Consider the following 21,081-nt stretch of genomic DNA (forward strand, 5'->3'; position numbering starts at 1 on the left):
AGATGGCTGACACGATGCAGGTCGATCTCGTCTCGCCGGAGCGCATGGTTGCCTCCGTGCAGGCGAGCGAGGTGCGCATTCCCGGGGCGGACGGCGATCTGACGGCGATGCCCGATCACTCGCCGCTGATCACCACGCTCCGTCCGGGCGTCCTCGTCATCGTCACCGGTGGCAAGGAAGAGAAGTATCTCGTGACGGGCGGTTTCGCGGAGATCGGCAAGGAGGGCACGTCCATCCTCGCCGAGCGCGCGCATCATGCCGATGAGGTGAGCCAGGAGATGATCGACCAGATGGTCGAGGAGGCGCATCAGGAATACGGCCGTGCCAAGGAAACCTGGCAGAACGAGCCGGGTCCTGTGGATGATGCAGCCAAGCTCCTGTCCGACATGGTCGCCGCCGGCGAGCATATCGGTCTCAGCCCGAAGCAACCGTCTCTCTGAGCTACCGGCTCACTGAGTTCTGAAAGGCCCCGCGGGTTCACCCGGCGGGGCCTTTCTCGTTTTTGTGCACGGGATGGAAACCAAGTTCTCGGTTCGACCCCGAGCACATGGAAAGGCCCCGCGGACTGAACCGCGGGGCCTCCCTCGTCTTAGCCGACTGAAGCTATTCGATCAGTTGGCAGCCGGTGCCGTTTCGCCCGCGGGCGCCATCGGCTCGGCGGTGCCGTCGACCGGGGCAACGCCGCCGTCCATGGCGCCGGTGGAGCCGCCCATCGTGTCTGTCGCCGGCATCGGTGCCTGCTGACGCTCACGGAAGACGTATTCCGGCGCGGCATCGGCCTCCTCGCGGGTCAGGTCGAGGGTGATCTCCCGGCCGTCGTTGTTGATGTTCAGCTCTTCCCAGTTGACGGCGATCTGCTTCGCGCCGATCCCGAGGAAGCCGCCGACCGAAACGATGGCGGACGTGATCTCGCCGGCTTCCGCATCGAGCATGACGTCGTTGATGTCACCGATGGTTTCGCCATCGAGGGACGTCACGGTCGCACCCATGATCCAGTCACCGCGGAGCTCGGGGGCCTGCTGCTCGGTCTCGACGACCTCGGAATTGGTCTCCGGGGCAGCGACCTCGGCATCGGCTTCCATCTCGGCGTCCGGTGCAGCATCCATGTCGGCCTCAGCGTCCATGTCAGCTTCGGCGTCCATGTCGGCCTCAGCATCCATGTCGGCCCCGGCATCCATGTCGCCTTCAGCTTCCATGTCGGCCTCGGGGTCCATGTCGCCCTCGGCTTCCATGTCGGCCTCGGCATCCATGTCACCCTCGGCTTCCATGTCTGCTTCGGCATCCATGTCGCCTTCGGTCGTCGCTTCGGCGTCGGTTTCGCCGTCCGTCACGATGATCTGGCCGCCGTCTTCCGTCTGGCCTTCGGTGACTTCCTCGTCAGGCGTCGTTGCGGCGTCCTGAGCCGCGAGCGGAACAAACGTGAGAGGCAGGATGGCCGTCGTTGCGATCAATGTCTTCCACATGGGGTCTCTCCCTTTCGGGCGGCGCGGACAGGTGCGGGCCGCCATCTTACGAAGGGCCAAACGCCGCGAACTCCGTTTGGGATCTCAGCGACTTGCGCAGTAGGCTGGTATTGGCCGGCGGCCTGTGATTCATCGGCAAAACTCTGCCGGGTTCCGGGGCCTGGCGTGTGCGACCGGTGGCGATCGAGCGCTATGGCGTCCGGGTCCCGGTATGGTCGGTTCGGGGGGGAAGGTAGCCGGTAATGAGGTTCATGCGAAATCACCTGATCGGTGTCGATCAGGGCAGTCTCGTTCTCTTCAGCGATTTCGAGACGGAAGGGCCGATGTGGACCGGGACGGGGCCGCGAGCCGTCGAGACACGGGTGCAGTTCTCCGAGGCCTTTCGCGCCATTCCGTCGGTGCATGTCTCGCTCGCCATGTTCGATTTCGGCCGCGGCGCCAACCAGCGGGCCGACGTGAGCGCGGAGGCGGTCGACGTGGCCGGGTTCACGCTCGTGTTCCGCACGTGGAGCGACACCCGCGTCGCCCGCGTCCGGGCAAGCTGGATGGCCATCGGAGAGGCGGCGCATAACGACGACTGGGAAGGTCTCTACGACGACGGGCAGGGGGACGGGTCCGACGGTTAGGCGGAGCGCCCCGCGCGGCAGATCTCGGGAACGGAGACCAGCAGAAGCGCCGCGCCTGCGAGGATGAAGAGCCAGTGGCCGATCAGCGCGAAGGCCAGCGTTCCCGCCACACCCCCGACTGCGAACGCGGTGAGCGTCAGGAGGTGGAGCTTCAGCTTGGGCAGCGCCTTCTCCCGCGCCGCGCCGCGCTCGGCCAGTGCCGCAAGCTCGATCCCCACGTCGGTCGCCATGCCGGAGACATGGGTCGTGCGGACCTGCGCGCCCGAGATCATCGTGGTCACGGCGTTCTGCAGGCCCATCACGAAGCTGAGGACCACCATCAGGTGCATCTCTCCGGCGTCCCCGGGGCGCGCGAGGAGGAGGATGCCGAGGGGCAGTAGGATGGCCGCCTCCGCCGCGATGGCGAGCGCATAGACCGAACGGACGCGATGCCGCTCGCCCGTCCGGACCGCGAAGGCGGCAAGGCCGGCGCCGCAGATGAACGCCGCCACCAGCCCCGCAAAGGACAGCGCGAGGAGAATGTCCTGCCGCCCGAGATACTCGGCGAACATCGAGATGTTGCCGGTCATGTTCGCGGTGAAGGACCCTGCGACGAGGAACCCGACGGCGTTCAGCGCACCGGCGATGAGGGACATGACACCGGCCAAGGCCAGGTCGATGGTCTGGTTTCGCTCTTCGCCGACATGGATCAGCATGGGCCGGTTCCATCCCCTCCGGATGGGGCGGTGTTAAGGCACGGGGAAGCGGGGAGTAAGGTGACGCCGTGCCTCATGGCCCGAAAGACCGGCCCCGATCAGGCCGGTTCCCGGTCAGTACATGCCTTCGTAAATCGCCGAAAGCGTGGCGTGCTCGAACAGGGAGGACACGGAGGTGCCGTTCCAGATGTTCAGGATGGCCTGGGCGAACATCGGCGCGGTGGGAACGATGCGGATGTTGCGCGCATTCAGGACGGCGTCCGATGGCTCGATGGAATCCGTGATCACGAGGGATTTCATCACCGATTTCTCGATCCGCTCGATGGCTGGGCCGGAGAGCACGCCGTGGGTGATGTAGGAGTGGACTTCGCCAGCGCCGGCCTCGACCAGCGTCTCGGCCGCCTTGCAGAGCGTTCCCGCGGTATCGCAGATGTCGTCCACGATGATGCAGATCTGGTCCTCGACATCGCCGATCACCGTCATCTCCGCCACCTCGCCCGCCTTCTCGCGGCGCTTGTCCACGATGGCGAGCGCGCAGCCGATCCGCTGGGCGAGGTCCCGTGCGCGGGCCACGCCGCCGACATCGGGAGAGACGATGGTGATCTTGTCCTTCTGGTGCTTGAACTGGTTCAGCACGTCGAGCGCGAAGACGGGGGAGGAGTACAGGTTGTCCACCGGAAGATCGAAGAAGCCCTGGATCTGCGCCGCGTGGAGATCCATCGTCAGGACCCGGTCGATGCCGGCCGTCGCGATCATGTTGGCCACGAGCTTGGCGCTGATCGGCGTACGGGCCTTGGTGCGGCGATCCTGCCTGGCATAGCCGAAATACGGGATCACGGCGGTGATGCGCGCGGCCGAGGAGCGCTTGAGCGCGTCGGCCATGATCAGAAGCTCCATCAGGTTGTCGTTCGCGGGGCGGGACGTCGGCTGGACGATGAACATGTCCTCCCCCCTGACGTTCTCGAATACTTCGACGAAGATTTCCTGGTCGTTGAACCGCTCGACCCTGGCATCCACGAGGCCCACCGTCATTCCCCGGTGCATCGAAACCCGCCTTACGATCCCGCGCGCCAGGGTGAGATTCGCATTGCCCGCGATGAGTTTCGGCTGGGTCATGTTCTTCATGGGGGGACCTTTTGTGGCGATTCGCTTGGGAGCATCGAGCGCGCCTTCGCCATACGGCCCTGCGCTGCCGATGGGAACCGCCGGTAGCGCTCCCGGTCCCTGGCGCGCGCGCATGAGGCCTTGTTCGTGGCGGCAGGGTCGCTAGGGTCGCCGAAATTTTCCACGAGCGGCGGGAGACCGCGACCATGGCCGGACTGGACTACTACTTCACGACGATCTCGCCCTTCGTCTATCTCGCGGGCCAACGGCTCGAGGAGATCGCCGCGCGGCACGGTCTGGGCGTCACCTACAAGCCGGTGGATCCGATGGCCCTCTTCGCCCGCACCGGCGGCACGCCGCCCGCCGAGCGGCATCCCAACCGGCAGGCGCTCCGGCTGCAGGAACTGCGCCGCCAGTCGAGGAAGCGGGGGCTGGAGCTGAACGAGAGACCGGCCTTCTTCCCGGCCAACCCCGCGCCGTCGGCCTACGCGATCATCGCGGCACAGGAGGCCGGCGGCGGCGATCTGGGCGCTCTCGTTCATGCACTCGCCCGCGCCTGCTGGGCCGAGGAAAAGGACGTCTCCGAGGACGAGGTGATCAAGGCGGCGCTCTCAGAGGCTGGATTCGATCCCGCCCTTGCCGATAGCGGCCTCCTTCTCGGCGCGGAAACCTATCCGCGGAACCTCGAGGAAGCGGTCGGCGCCGGCGTCTTCGGGGTGCCGTTCTACATCACGCAGGGCGGGGAACGGTTCTGGGGCCAGGACCGGCTCGAGGATCTGGACGCCCATCTTTCGGGCGAGCTCTGAGGCGTGGAGGGCGTACACCACTTCGGACAGGGGCCGGAGACGGCCCTCGCGCTGCATTGCGCGCTCGCCAGCGGCATGGCGTGGCGCGGCGTCGGCGAGCGGCTCGGGGACCTCCTCACGCTGACCGCGCCCGATCATCCCGGCCACGGGGCCGCGCCGGACTGGGACGGGGCCTTGGAGTACGGCGCCGCCGCGCTTGAGCGCGCGCTTGAGGCCATGGACGGGCCGGGCGTCCTCATCGGGCATTCCTTCGGCGGCGTGGTCGCGCTGCGCCTTGCCGCTTCGCGCCCCGATCTGGTCCGCCGTCTCGTCCTGATCGAGCCCGTGTGGTTCCGCGCGGCGGAAGGCACGGAGGCGTTCGAGCGGCTCCGGGCGGACATGGCGGGACTGGCCGCGAAGCTGGAGGAGGGGCCGGAGGCCGCTGCGAGATACTTCACCGACATCTGGGGCACCGGTCGCCCGTGGGAGGCGCTCGACGCCCGCACGAGAGCCTACACGGCGGACCGCATGCACCTCGTCATCGCCGCCGAGACAGGCAATTTTGGCGATCCCGCAGGTCTGACGGCTCCGGGGGGCCTCGAAGATCTGACGATGCCGGTCCTGCTCGCCGCGGGCTCGGAAAGTCACCCGGTGCAGCGCGCGGTGAACGAGGCGCTGGCTGCGCGGCTGCCGCACGCGCGGCAGGTGATCTGGGACGGGGCAGGGCACCTCGCCCCGATCACGAAGCCGGACGTCGTTGCCGCCACGCTTAGGGAGTTCCTGACGGACTGATCCGTCAGCCCGCGCGGGCCGCCTCGACGAACGCGTCCACCATCTCTTCCCGTGCGGACCAGTCGCAGACGAGACGTGCGCCGATGCGCGCCGCGCCGTCCCCGTCCAGCGGCGCCATCGTCGCGTAGCGTGCGCCCTTGGCATGGAGCGCGGCATGGAGCGCGCGGGGCGCCTCGAAGAAGATCATGTTGGCCTCGGGGGGGTGCATCAGAGCGATATCGGGCACGCTTGCCAGCCCCTCGGCGAGCCGGGCGCAGGCGGCATTGGCGCGGCCGGCGAGATCGAGCCACAGGCCGTCCGCCAGATACGCCTCCATCTGTGCCGTGAGGTAGCGGTGCTTCGAGAAGAGGTGGGCGCCGCGCTTGCGGCGGAGGTCGAATTCCCACGCCTTCTCTGGATCGAAGATCACCGCCGCCTCGACACCCATGCAGCCGTTTTTCGTGCCTCCAAGCGACAGCGCGTCGAGGTCCCGCACGAGGTCGGACGGCGCGCAGCCCAAGGCCGCGACGGCATTGGCGAAGCGCGAGCCATCCATGTGGACCGGCAGCCCGTGCGCCCTGGCGACACCTGCAAGCGTCGTCACCTCGTCCACCGTGTAGAGCGTCCCGCGCTCGGTCACGTTGGTCAGGGAGACCGGTCCGGCCTGCACTTGGTGGACGGAGCGGCCGCCGGTGGCGGAGGCGGTGATCGCCGCCTCGAGCGCCTCCGGCCCCATCTTGGCATCCGGCCCGTTGACGAGGGTCAACTTGGCGTCCGAATAGAACTCCGGCGCGCCGCACTCGTCCTGTTCGATATGGGCAAGCTCATGGCAGAAGATCGTGTCCCACGGGCGAGACAGGGTCGCGAGAAGAAGAGCGTTCGCCGCCGTCCCCGTCGCCACGAGCCTCACCTCCGCCTGCGGAGCGCCGAGGATCTCCCTCAAGCTAGCTGTCACGCGACCCATCGCGTCTTCCGCGCCGTAGGACGGCAGGTAGCCCTCGTTCGCCGCGCTCAGGGCCTCCAGCACGCTGGGATGGACCGGGCCTGTGTTGTCGGATGCGAAGAACATCAGACCTCTCCTTCGATCAAGTAGTCCTCCCAATCCTCCTCCGGCACGTCGAACTCTGAGACGGTGATGTTCCGGCAGGAAACGCCGGCCTTGTGGACCGTGCCCGGATCGCCGGAGATCAGCGGGTGCCAGTCTTCCAGCGGCCTGCCCTCCCACAGGAGGCGATAGGCGCAGGTCACGGGCATCCAGTAGGCGTTCGTCGCGATGTTGTCCGGGGAGAGCGTCACGCAGTCGGGGACGAAGGAGTGGCGGGTCTCGTAATGGGTGCAGCGGCAGGTGGCATCGTCGAGGAGGCGGCAGGCGATGCGGGTATAGGCGACCTCGCCGGTCTCCTCGTCCTCGAGCTTGTTCAGACAGCACTTGCCGCACCCGTCGCAGAGCGCTTCCCACTCCGCGCCCGTCATCTCCGGCAGCGGAACGTTTTCCCAGAATTGCGGACGCAGGCCCTGCTTCTCACCCGGCTTGCGGGCGGGCTTCGGGGCAGGGCGCCTGTCGCGGCGGGGCCGGCTCACAGGGCCTCCAGCACGGCGCGGGCCCCGGCCTTGTCGCGGTCCATCTGGGCGATCAGCGTCTCGACGCCGTCGAACGTCTCCTCCGGGCGGAGAAACTCGACGAGGGCGACGGAAATCTCGGTGCCGTAAAGGTCGCCGTCGAAGTCGAAGAGGAACGTCTCCAGCTTCGCCGCGCCGCCGTCGAACATGGGCCGGACCCCGAGGGACGCGACGCCCTGCCAGGAGCCGGCATGGGGGCCGTCCAGTATGTCGACGAGCACGGCATAGACACCGAGCTTCGGCAGAAGGAGCCCCTCCATCCCGAGATTGGCGGTGGGATAGCCGAGCGTGCGGCCCCGCTTGTCGCCGTGCTCGACCGGTCCGTCGACGCGGTGCCAATGGCCGAGCATCGCCGCGGCATCCCGGGGGCGGCCCTCTTCGAGCGCCGCGCGCACGCCGCTCGAGGAGACGCGGGAGGAGCCCTCCCCAAGGCCGAAGGCAGGCAGGATCGTCACGCCGAAGCCGTTCGTCTCCCCCAGCCGGGCAAAGGTCTCGGCATCCCCGGCACGGCCCTTGCCGAAGCGGAAGTCCTCGCCGACGACGGCATGGGTGAGGCCGAGGGTCTCGGCACAGATCTCGGCGCAGAACGCCTCCGGGGAGAGGCCGCGGACCCGGTCGAACTCGATCTCGAACAGAAGGTCCAGCCCCAGCTTCTCCAGCCTGTGCGCGCGTGTATCGGGTCGCATCAGCCGGAAGGGCGGGGCCTCCGGCGCGAAGACCTCGCGAGGATGCGGCTCGAAGGTCAGCACGGCACGGGACGCGTCCGGCGCGGCCTCCCGCGCGCGGTCCAGAATGGCCTGATGGCCCAGATGCACGCCGTCGAAATTCCCGATCGCCGCGCAGGCGCCCCGGTCGGACGGCAGGACATCGTCGATCGTTCGGATGCGCCTCATGGTCCGCGAGGTAATCCCAGCTTGTCGGAAGGGCAAGCCGCCCGTGCGCAGCGTCAGCGGAGTTGGCCCATGGCGTAGGTGGCCGGAACCTGCTCCTCGGAGAGATGTGCCTCGAGACGGTCGGGATCCGGCTGGCCGTCCGGCCCCTCGCCGGTCCCGGTTTCCTTCAACGAAAGGCCCCCGGTGATGAAGAGGCTGTCCATCCCCTCGCCGAGCGCGCCGCGGATATCCGTAGCCGGGCCGTCTCCGATGCACAGGATGCGGTCGTCCGAGACGGGTGCGACCTCGACGAGCCGGCGCCGGGCAAGGTCGTAGATCGGCGGGTGCGGCTTGCCGAAGTAGAGCGAGGTGCCGCCCATCTCCTCGTAGAGCTTCGCCACGGCGCCGGCGCACCATTCCCGCTCGTGGCCGCGATCCACGACGATATCGGGATTGGCACAGAGAAGCTTCATCCCCTTGGTCTTGGCATAAAGGAGCTCGCCGCGCAGGACGGAGGGATCGGCCGTGCTGTCGAAGGGGCCTGTGCAGACGATGCCCTCGGCCTCGTCCAGCGGCACGGTGCGGATCTCGGCGGGGTTTTCCAGAAGGTGGATCGGCTCGAAGAACGGCGCTTCCTCGGGCGTGCCGATATGGAAGACGCGTGTCCCGACGGCACCTTCGAACATCGCGAGGCGCGCGCTGTCTCCCGAGGTCGCGATGGTATCCCAGGCCTCGTGCGGGACGCCGAGTTCGTCCAGCTGCTTCTCCACCTCTGCGCGGGGGCGGGGGGAATTGGTCAGAAGGACGACCTTGCCGCTGCTCTTGCGGAAGGCCACCAGCGCATCGATGGCGCTTTGGTGCGCGCGGACACCATCATGCACACAGCCCCAGAGGTCGACGAAGGCCGCGTCGTACTGCGTCGCGATCTCGGACAGGCTTTCGATGATGCGGACCATGCTGGCTGTCTCCCCGTCTGGTGCCGGCGCGCGGGTGCGCCCTTCGTCCGCCCCCTACCGCATGGAACAGGCGCCGCCCAGCCAAATGAGGCGGTCGGGGTCCGCCACGGCGCAATTGTCCTTTCGGCCGGGCAGGTGCAGGAAAGAGCCCCCAAGCCGAATGCGGAGCTCCCCCCATGATCACCAGACCCGTTACGCCCCACGATGCGCCGCGCATCTCCACCCTGCTTCAGGCCCTCGTCGCGGCCGGCAAGCGCAGGTCCCCGGCGGACGAGACCTTCGTGCTCGAGCGGTACATCGACGATCCGGCCCGCATCGCGTGCACCCTGGCGGAGGACGACGCGGGGACCATCTTGGGGTTCCAGTCGCTGACGCTCGCCGCCGAGGAGAATCCCTACGGAACGCCCGCAGGGTGGGGGATCATCGGCACCCATGTCGCGCCGGGCGCAGGGCGCGGCGGTGTCGGATCGCGGCTCTTCGAGGTGACCCAGGCGGTCGGTCTGGAGGTTGGCCTGCAGGATATCGAGGCGGTCATAGGCGCGCGGAACGTCGAGGGGCAGGCCTATTACGAGAAGATGGGCTTCATCACCCACCGCCTCGAAGGGGACGCCATCGCCAAGCGGTACCGCTACGGTCGCTGAGCCCGCCTCCCTCCCTGCCAACGAAAAGGGGCGCTCCCGAAGGAGCGCCCCAAAAGATCCGGATGGATCGGCTGACTTACATCATGCCGCCCATGCCGCCCATGCCGCCCATGTCGGGCATGCCGCCGCCGCCGCCTTGGCCTTTCGGCTCGGGCTTGTCGGCGACCATGGCTTCCGTGGTGATCAGAAGTGCGGCCACGGAGGCTGCATCCTCAAGCGCGGTGCGGACGACCTTCGCGGGGTCGATCACGCCGAACTTGAACATGTCGCCATACTCTTCGGTCTGCGCGTTGAAGCCGAAGGACAGATCCTGGGATTCGCGGATCTTGCCGGCAACCACGGAGCCGTCGACGCCGGAGTTCTCGGCAATCTGGCGCAGCGGAGCTTCGAGGGCCTTGCGGACGATGGCGATGCCGGCGTCCTGATCGGCATTGGCGCCGGTGAGACCATCGAGGGCCTTGCCGCCCTGGACGAGGGCGACACCGCCGCCTACGACGACACCTTCCTGAACCGCGGCGCGGGTGGCGTTGAGCGCGTCGTCGACGCGGTCCTTGCGCTCCTTCACCTCGATTTCGGACATGCCGCCGACGCGGATGACGGCGACGCCGCCGGCCAGCTTGGCAACACGTTCCTGCAGCTTCTCACGGTCGTAGTCCGAGGTGGTCTCTTCGATCTGCGTGCGGATCTGGGAAACGCGGGCCTCGATCTCGGCCTTTTCGCCGTGACCATCGACGATGGTGGTCTCGTCCTTGGTGATGTTCACCGTCTTGGCGGTGCCGAGCATGTCCATCGTGACGTTCTCGAGCTTCATGCCGAGATCCTCGGAGATCACCTGGCCGCCCGTGAGGATCGCGATGTCCTGCAGCATGGCCTTGCGGCGGTCGCCGAAGCCCGGGGCCTTCACGGCAGCAATCTTCAGGCCACCGCGCAGCTTGTTGACCACGAGGGTCGCCAGCGCTTCGCCTTCGACGTCCTCGGCGATGATGAGGAGCGGCTTCTGGGACTGGATGACCTGCTCGAGGAGCGGCACGAGCGGCTGCAGCGAGGAGAGCTTCTTCTCGTGCAGAAGGATCATGCAATCGTCGAGTTCGGCGATCATCTTGTCGGGGTTGGTGACGAAGTAGGGGGAGAGGTAGCCGCGGTCGAACTGCATGCCCTCAACCACTTCGGTCTCGGTCTCGAGGCCCTTGTTCTCCTCGACGGTGATGACACCCTCGTTGCCGACCTTCTGCATCGCATCGGCGATCTGACGGCCGATCTCGGCTTCGCCGTTGGCGGAGATGGTGCCGACCTGGGCGACTTCGTCGCTGTCCGTCACGTCGCGGGCGGCGTCACGGATGTGCTGCACGACCTTGGACACGGCGAGGTCGATGCCGCGCTTGAGGTCCATCGGGTTCATGCCGGCGGCGACGGACTTGAGGCCGTCCTTGATGATCGCCTGGGCGAGAACGGTGGCGGTGGTGGTGCCGTCGCCCGCTTCGTCGTTGGTGCGGGAAGCGACTTCCTTCACCATCTGGGCGCCCATGTTCTCGAACTTGTCCTCGAGCTCGATCTCCTTGGCGACCGACACACCGTCCTTGGTGATGCGGGGCGCGCCGAAGCTCTTCTCGATGACGACGTTGCGGCCTTTGGGGCCGAGCGTGACCTTCACCGCGTCGGCGAGGATGTTCACGCCCCTGAGCATGCGGTTACGGGCATCGGTGTCAAATTTGACGTCTTTTGCAGCCATGTGATGCTACTCCTGACTGTTGGTATGGAATTGGGAAGGAGGGACGTCGCTCAGGAAATGATTCCGAGGATGTCGCTTTCCTTCATGATCAGCAGCTCTTCGCCATCGACGGTCACCTCGGTGCCGGACCACTTGCCGAACAGGACCTTGTCGCCTTCCTTGACGGCCATGGGAGCCAGCTCTCCGCTATCCTTGCGGGCACCTTCGCCGGCCGCCACGATCTGGCCCTCGGCGGGCTTTTCCTTGGCGCTGTCGGGAATGATGAGACCGCCCTTGGTCTTCTCGTCGGATTCGACGCGGCGAACCAGGACACGGTCGTGCAGAGGTTTGAATGCCATTTGGAACGCTCCTAGCGCATTTTGATTTCATCTGTTGTCACTCACCGGGTGCGAGTGCCAACGGCGCAGATCTAGGGATACCTGCGAGACGTGTCAATATGGCGTCGTGGGCCGATCGCGGTCAGGACCGGGGGCGAAATCGGCCCCGCGACCCATGCGCCGAAGGACGGTCGGGAGGCCTGCGAAATCCGACGCGGGAGGCATCGGTGATGCCGCGGGATCGATCCGACCTTCGGTTTGCCCCTCCTTCGATCAAGTAACCTCGATGCGAAGGAACACACCGGCCCTCCGGCTGCGTTTCCCCAGGGACTGCTTAAGCAAACGCAAGGGAAAGGATTTTCCATGACCGACGCGACCGATGACGACATCTGGGATCACGAACGCCGGTTCTGGACGGGTCACGCCCCGTTCCACGACAAGACCGTTCCGGCGGACACGATCATGGTCTTCGGCCCGCCACTGGGCGTGACGAAGGGCGACGCGGCCCGCAAGGCGCTGGACGAGGCGCCGGACTGGCGCGGTGTCGAGATGAGCGAGAAGAGCATCGTGCGCCCGGCGAAGAATGTCGCCGTGACCGGATATCTTGCCGAGGGCGATGCCGGCAACGGCGCGATTCACCGGGTCTACTGCACGTCGGTCTGGATCGCGCGGGACGATGGCTGGGTCCAGGTCCAGCACCAGCAGACGCCGGCGCCGGAACACTGATCCCGCCGCCGGTCGGCCCTCACTCGGCCCGCGGTGCGGGCACCTCATCCCCGCCGGAAACATTCGGCGGGGTCGCCTCCTGTCCGGGAACAGGCGCGGGACTCGGGGTCGGTGCGCCGCCGGGAGCCGGGCGCGGTTGCTCCGTCCTGTCGATGGGAGCGAAACCGCCGACGCTCATGCCGTTCACGCGCCACGCGGCCTGCACCTGCTCGAAGGTCAGATCGAAGCTGATGTGCTCCGGATAGGCCGGGATATATCCCACGAGCCGCAACTGCCGGGAATCCGGCGTCGTCTCGAACCGGAGGATCTCCGGATCGAGCGCCAGCGCCGGGAGGAGGTCCGGCCCCGCGCTTCGGAGGTTCGAGAAGAACGCGCCGAGCGCCGCCGGATCGTTGCTCGCGGCGAAGGACGGCGCCGCGATGTCCCTCAAAACGGTATAGTTGCCGGTCCTGTTCGCCTGGGAGATGGCGGCGAGCGTGTCCCGGACCAGGGCGGTTGCATAGCTTTGCTCGATCGTGACGCCACCCGGTGCCGTCAGGACCTGTGCAGGCAGGGGAGCGGCGAGGCCCCCCGAGACGAGGAGCACCGCCGCGAGAAGCGGCGGTGCGAGTTTGTGGGTGATCATGCTCAGAACGAGTAGGAGAAGCCGACGCGGCCGCCGGTCGACCCGTGGTCGAAGCCGTGCGCGACGCCGAGGTCGACCTGCATGTTGCCGTTGACGCGGTATCCGAAGCCGAATGCCGCCGCGGAGGAGCCTTCGAAGAAGCCAAGGCCGCCGGACATCGCGAATTCCGAGCCGGGCGCGACGTAGGGCGCGCTCATGGCCATCGCCATGGCGATGCCTTCCTCGTTGCGGTCGATGTCGTCGGACATGTCCTCGAACTGGTCCTGAAGGTCGGCGACGCCGGCTCCGAGGGCGCTGATCGCCGGCATCATCGTGGTGTCCACCGCAAGGTTGCCGGCGGCATCGGACGTCACCACACCGACGGGCGTCCCCTGCGCAGCCGTGCTGGCATCGGACGTGACGCCGGCCAGCGTGTAGGTGTTGGCCGCGTTGCCGACCGAGACCTGGTTCGCCCGGGTCGTCGTCACGCCCTGTCCGATGGCGATGGCGTTCGACTGCGCCGCATTCGCTCCGTTGCCGAAGGAGAGGGCATTCGTCCCGCCAGCGGAGGACTGGTTTCCGAGGGCGACGGCGTTCTCACCCGACGCGCTTGCGTCCTCGCCGACCGCGAGGGAGCGGACGCCGGTCGCCGAGGCGAGGTGCCCGAAGGCCTGCGCGCGCTCGGCGGTCGCTTCGGAACGCCAACCGATCGACGTGGTGCCGGCGCCGTTCGCCGCCGCCTCGCCGCCGAGGACCGTGGAGCTGTTGCCGATGGAGGAGGCACCGGCGCCGATGGCGATGGAATCGACCCCCGAGACGGCTGCGCCGGCGTCCTGGCCGGTGTCGTCCGTGTCATCCTCGCCGTCGGCGTTGTTGTTGCCGCCGATGGCGATGGAGCCGACACCCGACGCGCTGCTGTCCTCGCCGATCGCGACGGCCTGGAGGTTGGTCGCGCTGGCCTGGTGGCCGACGGCGGTGGCGAATTCTTCCGTGGCTTCGGATTGCCAGCCGAGGGCGGTCGTCCCCGCGCCGGTGGCGTTGCTCTCGCCGCCGATGGCCGTGGTCGAGGCGCCTTCCGCGTTCGCCGCGTCGCCTACGGCGAGGGCGTCCGTGCCGTTGGCAACGGACTCATTGCCGATGGCGGTGGCATTGTCCGACTGGGCATCGGCGTTCTCGCCAACCGCGAGGGAGCGGACGCCCTGTGCCGTCGCGAGGTGGCCGAAGGCCTGCGCGCGCTCGGCGGTCGCTGCGGATCGCCAACCGATCGACGTGGTGCCGGCGCCGCTCGCTACACCCTCGCCGCCGAGGACGGTGGAGCTGTCGCCGAGGGAGGAGGCACCGGCGCCAATGGCGATTGAATCCACCCCGGAAACGGTTGCGCCGGCGTCCTGGCCGGTGTCGTCCGTGTCATCTCCGCCGTCGGCGTTGTTGTTGCCGCCGATGGCGATCGAGCCGACACCCGACGCGTCGCTGTCCTCGCCGATCGCGACGGCCTGAACGTTACTCGCGCTGGCCTGGTGGCCGACGGCGGTGGCGAAGTCGGACGTGGCTTGGGACTGCCAGCCGATGGCGGTTGTCCCCGGGCCGGTGGCGTCGCTCTCGCCGCCGATGGCCGTGGTCGAGGGGCCGTCCGCGGTCGCTTCGGAGCCGATCGCGACGCCGTCCACAGAATCCTCGGTCACGGTGGTGCTTTCGCCGAGGGCAACGCCGTTCGTGGCCCCGGCCTCGACGACCGCTCCAGCGCCGATGGCCACGGAGTCGGTCGCGGTGGCGGTGCCGCCGCCGGCGTCATAGCTCTGGGCAACGGCGGAGCCGGCGCCGAGGGAGAGGGCAAGCACGGAGGCGCAGGAGAGCCGCAGGGCGGACGAACGGACGGACGCGCGCTGAGCGCGTTCGATTTCAAAGAACATGGAGATCCCCAGGTTACAGATATACTTTTCAAGCAGGGCTGCACCTCCCCAACGCGACGCGGCCCCGGGGCTACTCTGCCCCAAGGTTAGTGCCGCGTCCGTCGCCCTGTCGGCTTCGAACCCGATTGAGGCGGGATTGTGGCATTTGAGCCGCGTGCCGCACCCCCATGACATTGCGCCTGCGTCCCGCTAGACACGCCTCGAACGTCGACAGAGGATTTTCGCGATGACCCTTCAGGTATTCGGCCACAAGGCCCCCGACACCGACGCCACCTGCTCCGCCATCATCTGGGCGTGGTATCTCTCCGAACATCGCGGCACGCCCGCCGTCGCGCGCATTCTCGGCGAGCCCAACACCGAGGCCGCCTTCGTCCTGCAGCGCTGGTCCCTCGATCGCCCCGAGATCATCGACGACGTCGCTCCGGGCGATGCCGTCGTGATCGTGGACACCAACAACCCCGCCGAGCTGCCCGCCGGGATCGGCGCGGCCGACATCCGCGAGATCATCGACCACCACAGGCTGACCGGCGGTCTCGAGACCACAGTGCCGATCAACATCACTGTCCGTCCCGTCGCCTGCACCGCGACGATCCTGCATGACCTGATGGGCGCCGATGCGTCGACCATGCCCGAGGGCATCAAGGCGGCGATGCTGTCCTGCATCCTGTCCGACACGCTGGAATTCCGCTCCCCCACCACCACGGATGTCGACCGTGCGCTGGCTGAGCAGCTCGCCGGTGAACTGGACATCGTGATCGCCGATTACGCCGAGGAGCTCTTCGCCGCGAAGTCCGACGTTTCCCGCTTCTCCGAAGCCGAGCTTCTGAGGATGGACAGCAAGGAATGCGAGGTCGACGGCACCAAGTACCGCGTCTCCGTCCTCGAGACCACGAGCGCCCAGTCGATCCTCGCCCGCAAGGAGGCGCTGAAGGATGCGACCGCCGCCGTCGCCGCCGAAGATGGCGTGGACGAGGTCCTGCTCTTCGTCGTCGACATCCTGCGCGAGGAGGCGACGATGCTGATCCAGAACGAGCGTGTGAAGGGCGTGGCGGAGCGCAGCTTCGACAAGGCCGTGTCGGGGGATACCGTGGTCCTGCCGGGCGTGATGAGCCGCAAGAAGCAGATCATTCCGGCCCTCAAGGGCTGAGATCACTCAAGGAGCGCGCCGCACCCGTGGCGCGCTCCCCTTGCGATGCAAGCCGGACCGCGTGGGGGTGCCCCCGCGCGCTTTTCAGCAGTTCGGCACGTTCACCGCGAGGCCGCCAAGCGCGGTCTCCTTGTACTTCTCGCTCATGTCGGCGCCGGTCTGGCGCATCGTCTCGATACAGGCGTCGAGCGGAACGAGGTGCTCCCCCGATCCGCGGAGCGAGAGGCTCGCGGCGCTGATCGCCTTGACCGCGCCGAGGCCGTTGCGCTCGATGCAAGGGACCTGAACGAGGCCGCGGACGGGGTCGCAGGTCATGCCGAGATGGTGCTCCAGGGCGATCTCGGCCGCGTTCTCCACCTGCGCCGGGGTCGCGCCCAGAACCGCGCTCAGGCCAGCCGCGGCCATCGCCGCCGCACTGCCGACCTCGGCCTGGCAGCCGGCCTCCGCCCCCGAAATCGAGGCATTGCGCTTCACGAGGCCGCCGATCGCGGCCGCGGTCAGCAGAAAGTCCGGCAGTCGGTCACGGCTGGCGCCCGGCACATGGTCGAGCCAGTAGCGAATGACCGCGGGGATCACACCTGCCGCGCCGTTCGTGGGGGCGGTGACGACCTGACCGCCCGCGGCGTTCTCCTCGTTCACCGCCATGGCGTAGGCCAGGGTCCAGTCATGGATCGTATGCGGTGCGGAGAGGTTGCGGCCGTACTCCTCCTTCAGGGCGCGGACGATGGCCGGCGCACGGCGCTTGACGTTGAGGCCGCCGGGCAGGGTTCCCTCGGTCTCGAGGCCGCGCGCGATGCAGGCCTCCATCACGTCCCAGAGCCGCTTGATCCCGGCGTCGATCTCCGCGACGGACCGGCGGGCACGCTCGTTCCTCAGCTGCACCTCGGCGATGGTGAGCCCCTCCCGCGCGCAGACCTCCAGAAGCCCGGCAGCGGTGGAGAAGGGCAGGGGCAGGGCGGGTCCGGTCTCCTCTCCCGGGCCGGTCTTCAGCTCCTCCTCGGTGACGACGAAACCGCCGCCGACGGAGTAGTAGACCTCCGACAGGATCACGTCGCCCTGCGCGTCCGTCGCCGTGAGGCGCATGCCGTTGGCGTGGCCGGTGAGGGGGGTGTCGTAATCGAAGACGAGGTCCGAGGCGGGGTCGAATGCGAGGGGGCCGAAGCCATCGGGCTTCAGGGTCTTCTCCAGGCGAATCCGCTCCAGGGACGCATCCGCCGCGTCCATGTCGTAGCTTTCCGGCTCGAACCCGGCGAGGCCGAGGATCGTGGCCCGGTCCGTCGCATGGCCGACGCCGGTGAAGGCCAGCGATCCGTGGAGGGAGGCGCGCAGGCCGTGGGGCTGGAAGGGGGAGGCACGCAGCCGCGACAGGAACCGCGCGGCGGCGACCATCGGTCCCATCGTGTGGGACGAGGAGGGGCCTATTCCGACCTTGAAGATATCGAAGACGCTCAGGAACATGGATCGCAGCCTAGCACCCTTTCGCCCACGACATGACCCGCAAGCGACGCAACGCCGCGCAAAGGCGGTGGGTGAGGCCGTATTCGGGCCTCGCCGCTGGACCGGATTCACCCTATAAGCGGCGAAACCTCAAGGATCAGCCGGAGTCCGACGACGATGCCCGAGACCCTATCCCCCATCGAGCGCGCGAAGCACGCCGCGGCCTGGCGCGCCTCTGCGTACGTCGAGAGCGGGATGCGCGTGGGGCTGGGCACCGGTTCGACCGCGGCATGGATGGTCCGGCGACTCGGGGAGCGCGTGGCCGAGGAAGGCCTGCAGATCGTCGGCGTGCCGACCTCGTCGCGCACCGCCGACCTCGCCCGGCAGGTCGGCCTCACGGTCGCCTCGCTCGATGAGGCGAAATGGCTCGACCTGACCATCGACGGGGCGGACGAGTTCGACGGCGCGCTCAATCTCGTGAAGGGCGGTGGCGGGGCGCTTTTGCAGGAGAAGATCGTCGCCACGGCCTCCGACAGGATGATCGTGATCGCGGACGCGGCCAAGGAGGTCTCCGCGCTCGGATCCTTTCCGCTCCCCGTGGAGATCGTTCCCTTCGGGTGGCAGACGACCAAGGCGCTGGTCGTCGAAACGCTGGTGAACATGGACGTTCTCGGCCGCGAGGCCACGCTGCGGATGAACGACGACGTGCCCTACGTCACGGACGAGGGGAACTACATCGTGGATCTGAACCTCCTCAGGATCGGCAATGCGAGGCAGCTTTCGCTGGTGCTGAACCAGATTCCGGGCGTGGTTGAGAACGGGCTGTTCATCGACGTCTGCGACATGGTCGTGATCGGGCATGGGGACGGGGCGGTCACCCTGCGCGACCCGTCCGGGATCGCGGCGCACAGCGCGGCGCTGCCCCAGAACGAGAGCGGGAACATCTTCGCCGACGGCGACTGACAGGCCCCGCCCTACGCGGGTGGGGAAGACGCAAGACAGGCAAGCGGAACGACATCATGGACTTCGACTACGATCTCTTCGTCATCGGCGGCGGCTCGGGCGGCGTGCGCGCGGCCCGGCTGGCCTCCGCCGAAGCCGGCGCGAAGGTCGCGCTGGCCGAGGAAAGCCGCATGGGCGGCACCTGCGTCATCCGCGGCTGCGTGCCGAAAAAGCTGATGGTCTTCGCATCGGAGTACAACGAGAAGGTCCGCGAGGCCTGTGATTACGGCTGGGACACGGGCCCCACGACGTTCGACTGGACGAAGTTCCGGCCCAAGATGCATGCCGAGCTCGACCGGCTGGAGGGCATCTACCGCCGCAATCTCGAGAAGGCCGGCGTCGAGATCTTCGACAGCCGTGCGCGCCTCAAGGATCCTCATACCGTCCAGTTCGCGAACGGAGTGACCAAGACGGCCAAGCACATCCTCGTCGCCGTCGGCGGCTGGCCGGTCTTTCCGCCGATCGAGAATGCCGAGGAGCTCGGCATCTCCTCCAACGACGTGTTCCACCTCGATGCGCTGCCCGAGCGGCTGCTGATCATCGGCGGTGGCTACATCGCGTGCGAGATGGCCTGCATCTTCAACGGGCTCGGCTCCGAGGTGCATATGTGGCAGCGCGGCGGCCAGATCCTGAACGGCTTCGACGAGGAAGCGCGGGGCCATATCGCCGAGGACATGGCGTCTCACGGCATACAGCTTCATTCGGGCACGAACATCCACGAGATGACGCGCCACGAGGATGGCGCACGCATCCGGGTGAAGAGCACGACCGGCAAGGACGAGGTGTTCGACACCGTCCTCTTCGCGACGGGCCGCAAGCCCAACACCTCCGATCTCGGCTGCGAGGAGGCGGGGCTGGAACTCGGCCGTCACGGCGAGATCGTGGTGGACGATTACAGCCAGACCGCCGTTCCATCGATCTACGCCATCGGCGACGTGACCGGCCGCATGGAGCTGACCCCCGTGGCGATCCGGGAGGGGGCCGCCTTCGTCGAGACCGTCTTCAAGGGCAACCCCACGAAGCCCGATCACGACCTCGTCCCGACCGCGATCTTCACGCAGCCCGAATACGGCAGCGTCGGAATGACCGAGGAAGAGGCGCAGGCCGAGCGGCCGATCGACGTCTACTGCACCTCCTTCCGGCCGATGCAGCAGGCCTTCATCGACCGCGAGGATCGCGTGATGATGAAGCTCATCGTTTGCCAGGAAAGCCGCAAGGTGCTGGGGTGCCACATCGTGTCCGACCATGCGGGCGAGATGATCCAGTTCGCCGCGATCGCCATCAAGATGGGCGCGACGAAGGAGGATTTCGACCGGACCGTGGCCGTCCACCCGACCGTCGGCGAAGAAATGGTGACGATGAAGACGCCCACGCGGTCGGGCTGACATTCGCGTCAGGGCGCTTGCGCATCGGCGCAGGTCCGCCCACCTTTAACAAAGTGAACATCTGAGGAGGAACCCGAGGATATGGCAGGCAATAACGGCGGCCCCTGGGGCGGCAGCGGCGGCAATTCCGGCGGAGGCCGGGGGCCCGGCGGATCCGGTCCCGAGGGTCCCGGAGGCGACGGTCCCCGACGTCCGGCCGGCAACGGCTCCGGGCAGGGCATGTCCGAGATCGACCAGATCGTCCGCAAGGGGCAGGAGCAGCTCCGCGTCCTCATGGGCGGCAAGGGCAACAATGGCGGCGATCCGAACCGCGGCGGTGGCGGCGGCGGCGGTGGCTTCCACCTGTCCCGCGGCACCTTCGTGCTCGCGGGCCTCGTCGCGGTCGTGATCTGGGCCTTCGCCTCGCTCTACTCGGTGCGCCCCGAGGAACAGTCCGTCGAGCTCTTCCTCGGCGAGTACTATTCCACCGGCAACCCGGGCCTGAACTTCGCTCCCTGGCCGCTCATCACCCATGAGGTGATCCCGGTGACGCGCGAGCGCACCGAGCAGCTCGGCGTGCCCGGCGACAGCGCTCCTGGCGAGCAGGACGGCCTGATGCTGACCACCGACGAGAACATCGTCGACATCGACTTCGAAGTGGTCTGGAACATCTCCGATCCCGCCCGCTTCCTGTTCAACCTCGCGGAGCCCGAGGCAACGATCCGCGCCGTGTCCGAAGCCGCGATGCGCGAAGTCATCGCCCAGTCGGAACTCGCACCGATCCTCAACCGGGACCGCGCGCTTATCGCCGATACGGTTCAGACCCTGATCCAGGAAACGCTCGACGCCTACGACGCCGGCGTGAACATCGTCCGTCTCAACCTCGACAAGGCCGATCCGCCCGCCGAGGTGATCGACGCCTTCCGCGAGGTGCAGGCCGCCGAGCAGGAGCGGGACCGTCTCCAGCGGCAGGCCGATGCCTACGCCAACCGGGTTCTCGCCGGCGCGCGCGGTGAAGCGGCCCAGACGCTCGAACAGGCCGAAGCCTACCGTGCGGAGGTCGTGAACGCCGCCCTCGGTGAGGCGAGCCGCTTCACCTCGGTCGTCACGGAATACCGCAAGGCCCCCGAGGTCACGCGCAAGCGTCTCTACCTCGAGACCATGGAGCGCATCCTCGGCGGCGTGAACAAGATCATCCTCGATGAGGATACGGGCTCCGGCGGACAGGGCATCGTTCCCTACCTCCCGCTGAACGAGTTGCAGCGCAGCGGCTCGTCCGCCGCACAAGCCACGTCCACGGGAGGCAACTGAT

22 protein-coding genes are annotated in these 21,081 nt (G+C 67.7%); 10 read left to right on the plus strand and 12 right to left on the minus strand.

Features of this window, described 5'->3' with window-relative positions; all coding sequences use genetic code 11:
* Nucleotides 1-2 precede the first annotated feature (2 nt).
* Nucleotides 3-440, plus strand: a complete 438-nt coding sequence (locus RM543_RS07755; protein ID WP_116082994.1) for a F0F1 ATP synthase subunit epsilon — start codon at nt 3-5, stop codon at nt 438-440.
* Between the two features lie 171 nt (nt 441-611).
* Here RM543_RS07755 and RM543_RS07760 read toward each other — a convergent pair whose 3' ends face one another.
* A complete protein-coding gene (locus RM543_RS07760; protein WP_311690319.1) occupies nt 612-1,463 on the minus strand; it encodes a PRC-barrel domain-containing protein in 852 nt (283 codons plus the stop codon).
* Nucleotides 1,464-1,705: 242 nt separating this feature from the next.
* Here RM543_RS07760 and RM543_RS07765 point away from each other — a divergent pair, with 242 nt between their 5' ends.
* Nucleotides 1,706-2,089 (plus strand): H-type lectin domain-containing protein, encoded by a 384-nt coding sequence (locus RM543_RS07765; RefSeq protein WP_311690320.1) that lies wholly within the window; start codon nt 1,706-1,708, stop codon nt 2,087-2,089.
* Here RM543_RS07765 and RM543_RS07770 read toward each other — a convergent pair.
* Together RM543_RS07770 and RM543_RS07775 are read right to left on the minus strand one after the other, a co-directional pair.
* Complete coding sequence (locus tag RM543_RS07770; protein WP_311690321.1) at nt 2,086-2,784, minus strand: YoaK family protein; 699 nt, start codon at nt 2,782-2,784, stop codon at nt 2,086-2,088. The two genes, RM543_RS07765 and RM543_RS07770, sit on opposite strands and share 4 nt — an antisense overlap.
* A gap of 114 nt (nt 2,785-2,898) precedes the next feature.
* Nucleotides 2,899-3,909, minus strand: a complete 1,011-nt coding sequence (locus RM543_RS07775) for a ribose-phosphate pyrophosphokinase (protein WP_311690322.1) — start codon at nt 3,907-3,909, stop codon at nt 2,899-2,901.
* A 185-nt stretch (nt 3,910-4,094) separates the two neighbouring features.
* On the opposite strand from RM543_RS07775, the gene RM543_RS07780 reads away from it, so the two are divergent.
* Entirely contained in the window at nt 4,095-4,694 is a 600-nt protein-coding gene (locus RM543_RS07780; protein ID WP_311690323.1) for a 2-hydroxychromene-2-carboxylate isomerase, read from the plus strand.
* A gap of 3 nt (nt 4,695-4,697) precedes the next feature.
* Nucleotides 4,698-5,465: an alpha/beta fold hydrolase gene (locus tag RM543_RS07785; protein WP_311690324.1), complete on the plus strand. Its 768-nt coding sequence runs from the start codon at nt 4,698-4,700 to the stop codon at nt 5,463-5,465.
* 4 nt (nt 5,466-5,469) lie between these two features.
* Here the strand turns inward: RM543_RS07785 and RM543_RS07790 are convergent, their stop codons facing one another.
* The 4 genes from RM543_RS07790 to RM543_RS07805 are packed head-to-tail and all read right to left on the minus strand — an operon-like array spanning nt 5,470 to nt 8,892.
* Nucleotides 5,470-6,513, minus strand: a complete 1,044-nt coding sequence (locus tag RM543_RS07790) for a threonine aldolase family protein (protein WP_311690325.1) — start codon at nt 6,511-6,513, stop codon at nt 5,470-5,472.
* Nucleotides 6,513-7,025 (minus strand): YcgN family cysteine cluster protein, encoded by a 513-nt coding sequence (locus tag RM543_RS07795; protein WP_432280444.1) that lies wholly within the window; start codon nt 7,023-7,025, stop codon nt 6,513-6,515. Before RM543_RS07795 ends, RM543_RS07790 begins: the two co-directional genes overlap by 1 nt.
* A complete protein-coding gene (locus RM543_RS07800; protein ID WP_311690326.1) occupies nt 7,022-7,957 on the minus strand; it encodes a bifunctional riboflavin kinase/FAD synthetase in 936 nt (311 codons plus the stop codon). The genes RM543_RS07795 and RM543_RS07800 overlap by 4 nt, the downstream gene beginning before the upstream one ends.
* A 53-nt stretch (nt 7,958-8,010) precedes the next feature.
* The gene (locus tag RM543_RS07805) at nt 8,011-8,892 is read right to left on the minus strand and encodes a TIGR01459 family HAD-type hydrolase (RefSeq protein ID WP_311690327.1); all 882 of its coding nucleotides are present in this window, start codon (nt 8,890-8,892) and stop codon (nt 8,011-8,013) included.
* A gap of 176 nt (nt 8,893-9,068) precedes the next feature.
* On the opposite strand from RM543_RS07805, the gene RM543_RS07810 reads away from it, so the two are divergent.
* On the plus strand, nt 9,069-9,533 hold the full coding sequence (locus RM543_RS07810) for a GNAT family N-acetyltransferase (protein ID WP_311690328.1): 465 nt from the start codon (nt 9,069-9,071) through the stop codon (nt 9,531-9,533).
* 76 nt (nt 9,534-9,609) lie between these two features.
* Here the strand turns inward: RM543_RS07810 and groL are convergent, their stop codons facing one another.
* Together groL and groES are read right to left on the minus strand one after the other, a co-directional pair.
* Nucleotides 9,610-11,262, minus strand: a complete 1,653-nt coding sequence (gene groL / locus RM543_RS07815) for a chaperonin GroEL (RefSeq protein WP_311690329.1) — start codon at nt 11,260-11,262, stop codon at nt 9,610-9,612.
* Between the two features lie 50 nt (nt 11,263-11,312).
* Entirely contained in the window at nt 11,313-11,600 is a 288-nt protein-coding gene (groES, locus tag RM543_RS07820; protein WP_116082976.1) for a co-chaperone GroES, read from the minus strand.
* Between the two features lie 342 nt (nt 11,601-11,942).
* On the opposite strand from groES, the gene RM543_RS07825 reads away from it, so the two are divergent.
* Complete coding sequence (locus RM543_RS07825) at nt 11,943-12,305, plus strand: hypothetical protein (protein WP_311690330.1); 363 nt, start codon at nt 11,943-11,945, stop codon at nt 12,303-12,305.
* A 19-nt stretch (nt 12,306-12,324) separates the two neighbouring features.
* Here RM543_RS07825 and RM543_RS07830 read toward each other — a convergent pair whose 3' ends face one another.
* Together RM543_RS07830 and RM543_RS07835 are read right to left on the minus strand one after the other, a co-directional pair.
* Nucleotides 12,325-12,930 carry a hypothetical protein gene (locus tag RM543_RS07830; protein ID WP_311690331.1) on the minus strand — a complete coding sequence of 202 codons (606 nt, stop codon included), beginning with the start codon at nt 12,928-12,930 and terminating at the stop codon, nt 12,325-12,327.
* 2 nt (nt 12,931-12,932) lie between these two features.
* Nucleotides 12,933-14,819, minus strand: coding sequence for a YadA family autotransporter adhesin (locus tag RM543_RS07835; protein WP_311690332.1), 1,887 nt, complete (start codon nt 14,817-14,819; stop codon nt 12,933-12,935).
* A gap of 226 nt (nt 14,820-15,045) precedes the next feature.
* Between RM543_RS07835 and RM543_RS07840 the strand changes: the two genes are divergently transcribed.
* Nucleotides 15,046-15,966 carry a manganese-dependent inorganic pyrophosphatase gene (locus tag RM543_RS07840; RefSeq protein ID WP_311690333.1) on the plus strand — a complete coding sequence of 307 codons (921 nt, stop codon included), beginning with the start codon at nt 15,046-15,048 and terminating at the stop codon, nt 15,964-15,966.
* Nucleotides 15,967-16,050: 84 nt separating this feature from the next.
* Here the strand turns inward: RM543_RS07840 and RM543_RS07845 are convergent, their stop codons facing one another.
* The gene (locus RM543_RS07845) at nt 16,051-17,424 is read right to left on the minus strand and encodes an L-serine ammonia-lyase (RefSeq protein WP_311690334.1); all 1,374 of its coding nucleotides are present in this window, start codon (nt 17,422-17,424) and stop codon (nt 16,051-16,053) included.
* A gap of 156 nt (nt 17,425-17,580) precedes the next feature.
* Between RM543_RS07845 and rpiA the strand changes: the two genes are divergently transcribed.
* The 3 genes from rpiA (at nt 17,581) to hflK (ending at nt 21,080) form a co-directional block, all read left to right on the plus strand.
* The gene (rpiA, locus tag RM543_RS07850) at nt 17,581-18,366 is read left to right on the plus strand and encodes a ribose-5-phosphate isomerase RpiA (protein ID WP_311690335.1); all 786 of its coding nucleotides are present in this window, start codon (nt 17,581-17,583) and stop codon (nt 18,364-18,366) included.
* Nucleotides 18,367-18,422: 56 nt separating this feature from the next.
* Entirely contained in the window at nt 18,423-19,790 is a 1,368-nt protein-coding gene (gorA, locus tag RM543_RS07855; protein ID WP_311690336.1) for a glutathione-disulfide reductase, read from the plus strand.
* Nucleotides 19,791-19,871: 81 nt separating this feature from the next.
* Nucleotides 19,872-21,080, plus strand: coding sequence for an FtsH protease activity modulator HflK (gene hflK / locus RM543_RS07860; RefSeq protein ID WP_311690337.1), 1,209 nt, complete (start codon nt 19,872-19,874; stop codon nt 21,078-21,080).
* The last annotated feature ends 1 nt before the right edge of the window (nt 21,081 follow it).

The organism is Tropicimonas omnivorans (assembly GCF_031846565.1).
GTDB classification, from domain to species: domain Bacteria; phylum Pseudomonadota; class Alphaproteobacteria; order Rhodobacterales; family Rhodobacteraceae; genus Tropicimonas_B; species Tropicimonas_B omnivorans.